At 60.6% G+C, this 6,753-nt stretch carries 6 protein-coding genes; 4 read left to right on the forward strand and 2 right to left on the reverse strand.

The window, feature by feature from the left end:
- Positions 1–115 precede the first annotated feature (115 nt).
- A complete protein-coding gene (locus BTIS_RS06760; RefSeq protein ID WP_245819351.1) occupies positions 116–1,009 on the reverse strand; it encodes a D-hexose-6-phosphate mutarotase in 894 nt (297 codons plus the stop codon).
- 403 nt (positions 1,010–1,412) lie between these two features.
- Between BTIS_RS06760 and BTIS_RS06765 the strand changes: the two genes are divergently transcribed.
- The 4 genes from BTIS_RS06765 (at position 1,413) to BTIS_RS06780 (ending at position 6,065) form a co-directional block, all read left to right on the forward strand.
- Entirely contained in the window at positions 1,413–2,606 is a 1,194-nt protein-coding gene (locus tag BTIS_RS06765) for an ROK family transcriptional regulator (protein ID WP_094663908.1), read from the forward strand.
- Positions 2,569–3,624 (forward strand): ROK family protein, encoded by a 1,056-nt coding sequence (locus BTIS_RS06770; protein ID WP_094663910.1) that lies wholly within the window; start codon positions 2,569–2,571, stop codon positions 3,622–3,624. The genes BTIS_RS06765 and BTIS_RS06770 overlap by 38 nt, the downstream gene beginning before the upstream one ends.
- A gap of 54 nt (positions 3,625–3,678) precedes the next feature.
- The gene (gene nagB / locus BTIS_RS06775; RefSeq protein ID WP_094663912.1) at positions 3,679–4,467 is read left to right on the forward strand and encodes a glucosamine-6-phosphate deaminase; all 789 of its coding nucleotides are present in this window, start codon (positions 3,679–3,681) and stop codon (positions 4,465–4,467) included.
- A gap of 254 nt (positions 4,468–4,721) precedes the next feature.
- A complete protein-coding gene (locus tag BTIS_RS06780) occupies positions 4,722–6,065 on the forward strand; it encodes an N-acetylglucosamine-6-phosphate deacetylase (protein WP_094663914.1) in 1,344 nt (447 codons plus the stop codon).
- A 135-nt stretch (positions 6,066–6,200) separates the two neighbouring features.
- Here the strand turns inward: BTIS_RS06780 and BTIS_RS06785 are convergent.
- Positions 6,201–6,753 (reverse strand): integrase core domain-containing protein (locus tag BTIS_RS06785; protein WP_143248888.1); only part of this gene is annotated, 553 nt, incomplete at its 5' end.

Here is a 6,753-nt window from a genome sequence, read left to right on the forward strand (position 1 = left end):
AGTCTTCGTCTTGGTACGGTTTCGTGGGAATGCATAACGCCTGCTGGCGAACCGAGTGGAGGTCCGCCAGCAGGCGTTATGACTGTGATGTTTTCGTTGATCGGTTTCGGCAGCCCTACTCCACGTGGATGGTCTGGCTCAACGTGGCGGACTCACCGGGGTTGAGTGTCGTCGCGTTGTCCCGACAGTTGGCGGCCTCCACGCAGACGAAGCTACGCCATTCGCCGGCTTCCATGTCGCCGATCGCATTGCCGGCGTCCTCTCCCGGATTCCAGACCACGGTGTTCTTCGAGCCGCTCTTGCCGACCGTGATCATGCGCCCCAGACGCTCGTCGAGGATGCGAACCACATCATGCCTGTTCTCGCCGCCGGCGAAGTAGATGCGGTCGACCATATTGCCGTCGAAGGTGATCGGCTCGTCGGCCTGTACTCGTTTCGGGTCGTCGTCAAGTGTGGTGTCGAGAAATTCGGTGCCTTCCAGTCCGCTTACCTGTACGTGCTCGATGTCGCCGATGGCGAAGTACGTGTGAAGCGCTGATTCGTAGATGAACGGCATGTCACCGGTATTCGTCACGGTCAGTGAAGCTTGGAATTCCGCGCCGCAGTGCACTTCGTACGTGGCGTTGAACGCGGCCGGGCGTTCCGTTGACCCGCTGAGTGTGGCGAGCCAGTCCGGGTGCCCGTCGGCGGAGTCGAGTGTGTATCGGGCGAATGCGTCGGTGCTTGTGTCCTTGTCGTAATGCCAGAAGGAGATGCGTCCGAAGCCGTGCTTGGGGTTCTTGCTGGCGATGTGGCCGTCGACGAAGCCGGAGTTGAACCAGGGGAAGATCACGGGGATGCCGCCACGGATGGCGGTTCCTGCGGAGAGATGCACGGCCTTGGGATGCCACAGCACGCTGGGCTGACCGTTCGGAGCCCATTCCAGTACATGTGCGCCATAATCTGAGATGGTTGCGTTGGCGTCGTCGTTGACGAAATCGCGCGAGATAAAGCAGTCGTTCATGAGCATCAGTATAGGCCATGTGAGTTGGGGTGCTGTTCTCTTGATTGCTTTATTGTATTGTGTCTTTACAAAAAATTCCCTTGCGGAAGATTCTTGCTATGTGAGGTCTTTTGAGGATTTTCGGCTTCGATGTCTATGCGTACTGGATGGCAAAATATACAATTATGTGATATAAAGTAAATGTAGTTGACATAAAAGGTGCAGTTAGGCGATGTCGCCTAGCGGTTTTCGTATGGAAAGGACGACGATGTGTGTCGAACGCGCTGCCGAACCTCGCATATCGTTGTCGCATGACTATTCATGGTCGAATAATGCGACAGCGATGGCGGATTTGGGCGCGCCTCAACGGACAATGGGATGGTCCGGCAATCTTGAAGCCGGTGTTCACGGAGAGCTCCAAGGAGAGACTATGCCCAAAACGTTGAAGTCAGACCCGTCCGATGTCCGAGCCCGTAACATCCGGGCTGTCTTCCGGTTGCTGTTCCCCGCGGAACAGATGTCCCGCGCCGAACTTGGCCGTCGTGTGGGGTTGTCCCGTATGGCGATCAGCGAAGTGGTGGGCGAAATGACGGAGAACCGGCTGCTACGTGAGACCGGTGTGGACAGCCGCTCTGGCCGTGGCAAACGATCCGTTATGTTGGTGGTTGACCCGGATGGCTGGCGTATCGTATCCATCGATCTCACTCAGCAGTTCGTGATTCGCGGGGCGCTGGTGGATCTATGTGGTCGAATTGTCGACCGTGTGGAGATTCCCTGCGAGAACATGGGCGATGTGCCGCTCGAAATCGTAGGGGAACTCTGCGAAAAACTGCTATCCATGACTGACCGTCCTCTACTCGGCATGGGAGTGTCCGTCCCTGGCGTGGTGGGACAGGACGGTACCGTAATTCGCTCCGTCAATCTTGGATGGACGAATGTGCCTCTCAGGCAGCGTATTGAGACTCGGTTCCATGTTCCCGCGGTGGTGTCCAACGACACCAATATGGCGTTGCTGGGAGAGTGCTACTTTGGCGACTGTTCCGCGGACTCCGTATTTATCAAAATCGGACAGGGTGTTGGCGCTGCGGTCTGCGTAAACGGCGAGATCGTGGAAGGATGCGGATATGCGGCCGGTGAGATCGGACACGTGGTCGTGGACCCCAAGGGTCCTCGATGCGTGTGCGGCAAGCGCGGCTGTCTCGAAGCGTTGCTGTCGGTATCGTATCTGCGTGAGCGGATCGACGCCGAACCTGAGGATCGTACTGCCATACTCTCTGAAGCCGGACAACGCCTTGGCCGTGCATTAGCCATGACGGTAAGCCTGCTGGATTTGAGCGACGTTTCGGTGTTTGGCCCTCCCGAGATCGTCGGTGAGGCGTTCATCGGATCCATGCGCGAAGAACTGGAATCCTGCATTTCTGCGGACTATCGCAATACCCCATCGTTGCATCGTTGCCAGCAGGGCGACGATCTGGTGCTGCGGGGTCAAGCGGTAGCCGTGATTCGTGGTCTGCTTGACAGCGTCCACAGCCGTGGTCTGGTGGAGGACGTTGTGCACTTCACCTCGGAAGGAGAACAATCACATCATGACCCAGACGAACATAGTGGTAAGTCCGGCGACTGACGCTTTCGCCCAAACTGCCCGACTGCGCATCGGCGTGGATGTGGGCGGTACCAAGATAGAAGGCGTGCTTGTCGATGCAGACGAGCACGCTCTGCGTGGGGGCGTTGGTGTGCGTGTGCTTGACAGTGTGCGAGTGCCGGCGCGACGTGGTGAACGCCAAGTGGTGGAGGATGTTTCCACGGTGGTGAATGCGATGATGCATTCCGAGGCGGCGCTGCACGTCTCTGACGACAACGACAGTGGGATGTCTCGTTTCGTCGGTGTCGGTATCGGTACACCAGGCCGTGTGGATAGTGCCGCCGGCGTGGTGGAGAATATTGCGAATCTTGATGTGTCGCGACTTGACATTTCGAACGAAATCGGTGCCGCATGCGGTCTGTCGGTGCGCGTGGAAAATGACGTCAATGCGGCGGCTTTGGGCGCCTATGCATTGATCGGCGGAGGCAACCATGTCGGTCATGATGTCAACATTTCTGATGACACGGATGACACGGTTGCATTCCTGAATTTGGGTACTGGTTTGGCGGCGGGGATTCTGCGCAACGGTCGGCTCGACCATGGCTCAAGCGGTGTGGTCGGCGAGATCGGTCATATCCCGGTGGAACGTCACCGATGGCAGTGCCCCTGTGGGCAGTGTGGATGTCTGGAAACCGCTGCCGGAGGCGGAGCGATCATCCGTCAGTGGCCGCAGGCGAATCCTCCCATGCCCGATGTGCTCGCCAAGGCGTCCGATCCTTCGTCCCCTGACTACGAGTTGGCCATGGACGTGAAGCGAACGGTGATCGGTGCTATTGCCGACGCCATCGACATTCTTGCCGTGACCGTGGATCCTCGGGTGATCATGATCGGCGGTGGCACGGCCCGGACTGGTGAACCGCTAATGGCTGCGATCCAAGAGGAACTGTGCCGTCGTGAGAAAAACAGCCGTTTCATCGAATCGCTGCACCTGTGCGACAGGTTATTTCTGGTGCCGGGTACTGAGCCGGTCGGCGCGATCGGAGCCGCGTTGTCGGCGTAGCCGAAATCGTCAAACAATCACAATCCAACCACCAATTAGAAAGGAAAGTGCATCATGGCGGAAGTCATTATTGTGAAGGATCAGGATGAGGCGGGTGAGATCTATGCGCGTTGCGTGGCTGATCTCATCAAAACCAAGCCCGATTGCGTATTGGGCCTTGCCACCGGATCCAGCCCGCTGGCTGGATATCGGCATCTCGCCAAGATCGTGCATGACGAACACATCAACGTCTCCTCGGTCCGCGGATTTGCCCTCGACGAGTACGCCGGGTTGGACCCGGAGCATCCTGAATCGTACCGTAGTGTGATCACACGAACCGTGGTGGAGCCGATTGGTCTCACTCCGGATCTTGTGCACGTGCCCAACGGTAATCTTGATACGATCCGCGAGGCAGGGCATGAATATGATGCCGCCATTGAGGCCGCTGGCGGAGTAGATCTGCAGATTCTGGGTATCGGCACGGACGGGCATATCGGATTCAACGAGCCGGGAAGCTCTCTCGCCTCAGGAACCCGTATCAAGACACTCACCGAGCAGACCCGAATCGATAACGCGCGGTTCTTCGATGGTGATGTGGATAAGGTCCCCACGCACTGCATTACGCAGGGCATCGGCACGATCATGAAGGCGCGGCATCTGGTGCTGATGGCGTTTGGCGATGGCAAGGCAGAAGCCGTGGCGGAGACCGTGGAAGGCGGTGTCAGCTCACTGTGCCCGGCGTCAGCACTGCAGTTGCATCCGCATGCCACGGTGATCGTGGATGAGGCGGCGGCATCGCGGTTGCGGAATAAGGACTATTACCGCTGGGCATATGCGCACAAGCCGGCTTGGCAAGGTATCTGAGCGATTGCGCGGCCGAACACCTGCCGCATGCGGTTGTTCGGTTGGCGTTTTATAATGTCAGACGTCAGACAAATTGGTGACTGATTGGCGGCAGGGAAGCCGTCGTTCGTGTCGCCGAACCGATACAAACCCAATACAGTGGACCGATGTGGATTGGATGTCGTCGTTGTCCGCGCTCGTTGTCGGCATCACCGACGGCGGACAAGCGCGTAAACCTGACGGATGATCCACGATCGGGCGGAAAGAAACGGGACATGGAATCAAAGGAAGCCGCTACGAAAGATACGGAATCATTCACGACGGCGGTCGCACACATCGGCGAGGTGCTCGCGCGGCCGGCTGGATCGTTTGCGATCCGCAATGCTCGACGCATCGATGCGCGCGGTGTGCAGGATCATTGCTGGCTGGTGGTGCGCGACGGTGTGATCGTCGCGGAAGGTGCCGAAATCGACGTTGAGGCCGGCGGCACCGACGATATGGCCGACGCGTTCGCCAAAGCGGTGGAACGGGTACGGTCGCAAACATCGTCGCAATCACAATCTACGGCGGCACCCGACGATCTGCCCATCATCGATGCGCGCGGCGCGATCATGACCCCCGGATATGTTGACATCCACGCGCACGGGGCTTGGGGGACCTCCTTCGACGACGGGGCGGACGGCATCGTCACTGCCCGCGCCGGACACATGGTCCACGGCACCACGCGACAGGTACTCAGCCTCATCACCAACCCCATCGACACGATCTGCGAAAACCTGCGCACGGTCCGATCGCTGATGCCGAGCCGCCCTGACATCCTCGGCGCGCATCTGGAAGGGCCGTTCCTCGCCCTCGAACGCAAGGGCGCGCACGACCCCGAATGCCTGCGAGATCCGGTGCCCGAGCTCGTCGACCAGCTGCTCGATGCGTCCGACGGGTGCTTGCGCCAGATCACGATCGCCCCCGAACTGCCCCACGGCATCGACGCAATCAAGCGGTTCGCGGCCGCCGGGGTCAAGCCCGCGGTCGGTCACTGCTCCGCCGACTACCAGACCGCCAAGCGCGCGTTCAACGAAGGCGCGACGATCATGACGCACATGTTCAACGCGATGAACGGCATGCATCACCGCAAGCCGGGCCCGATCCCCGCAGCCGTGGAGGACCCGCGCATCACGATCGAGCTGATCAACGACGGTTTCCATGTGCAGGATCCGATGGTCGCGCTGTCGTTCGGATTTGCGCCGCATCGTACTGCGTTCGTCACCGACGCGATGGCCGCCACCGACTGTCCTGACGGACATTATCTGCTCGGCGCGCTCGACGTGAACGTGGAGCATGGTCATGCGAGGCTGGTCTCGAACGGCGCGATCGCGGGATCCACGCTCGTGCTGGAACGCGCGGTCAGTCGTGCCGTACTCGAACTGGGCATCGACCCGGTGTCGGCGGTGGAGGCGGCCACGCTCACGCCGGCCAGGGCACTCGGTTTCGATCACGCCAATCCGGTGACCGGCGCGCCGATCGGCCTGCTCGCCACCGGCTATGCGGCCGACGTGCTGCTGCTCAATCCCGCCGACTGGCAGGTCGACTCGGTCTGGTGCGCCGGTCGCCGCATTCGTTAGTGTGAGGGCCTGCGTTAGTGTGAGCTCACACTAAATCGTAACCTGCCTAAAACGTTGCAATTCCAACTGTATTGTCTCGGGGCATGGTTGACGGGTGTCTCGGGGCATGGTTGACGGGGTGTCCTGGGGCATGCTTTACTGCTGTCCTGGGGCATCGTTGTCGTTCGCCGGTGGCCTGCGGTATTGGTATTCGCGTGTGGTGTCGAGTCTTTGGTCGGCGAGGATCTCGCCGGTGGCGGTGTCGGTGACGGTGACGATGCCGTGGTCGATGGCCAGTTCCACCGTCCTGCCGGCGTTCTCCCTGCCGATGTTGACGATGATGCGGCGCAGCGGAGCGACGCCGCCCTGCTGGGTGACGCATCCGCGTCGGTCGGTCTTGTGCGTGCGGGCCGGGACGGTCACGTCCACGGGCTCGGGCTCCGTGCGTTCGGCGGCCGGGACGGGCCTGCGTCTCGGGGCCGTCACGCGTTCGGCCTCGCGGTGTTCCTCCTCGTCGCGTCTGGCCTGTTCGCGGGCGGCGATCTCGGGGTCGGGGCCGGCCTTGCCCTTGGCCTCGTACGCCTCCTTGGGGGTGCGGCGGCCCAGGGCCCGGTGGGGGCGTTCCTCGTTGTACTCGCGGCGGAACTCGTCGAGCTGGGCGTTGAGCTCGTCGAGACCGCGCGCGAGGTGCCGGGCGGCGAGCCATTGC

Origin of the sequence: Bifidobacterium tissieri (genome assembly GCF_002259645.1) — a bacterium.
Taxonomy (GTDB): domain Bacteria; phylum Actinomycetota; class Actinomycetes; order Actinomycetales; family Bifidobacteriaceae; genus Galliscardovia; species Galliscardovia tissieri.

Coding starts and splice junctions, on each gene's coding strand:
- BTIS_RS06760 (WP_245819351.1), bottom strand. CDS start 1,009: ATGCTCATGAACGACTGCTTTATCTCGCGCGATTTCGTCAACGACGAC.
- BTIS_RS06765 (WP_094663908.1), top strand. CDS start 1,413: ATGCCCAAAACGTTGAAGTCAGACCCGTCCGATGTCCGAGCCCGTAAC.
- BTIS_RS06770 (WP_094663910.1), top strand. CDS start 2,569: ATGACCCAGACGAACATAGTGGTAAGTCCGGCGACTGACGCTTTCGCC.
- nagB (WP_094663912.1), top strand. CDS start 3,679: ATGGCGGAAGTCATTATTGTGAAGGATCAGGATGAGGCGGGTGAGATC.
- BTIS_RS06780 (WP_094663914.1), top strand. CDS start 4,722: ATGGAATCAAAGGAAGCCGCTACGAAAGATACGGAATCATTCACGACG.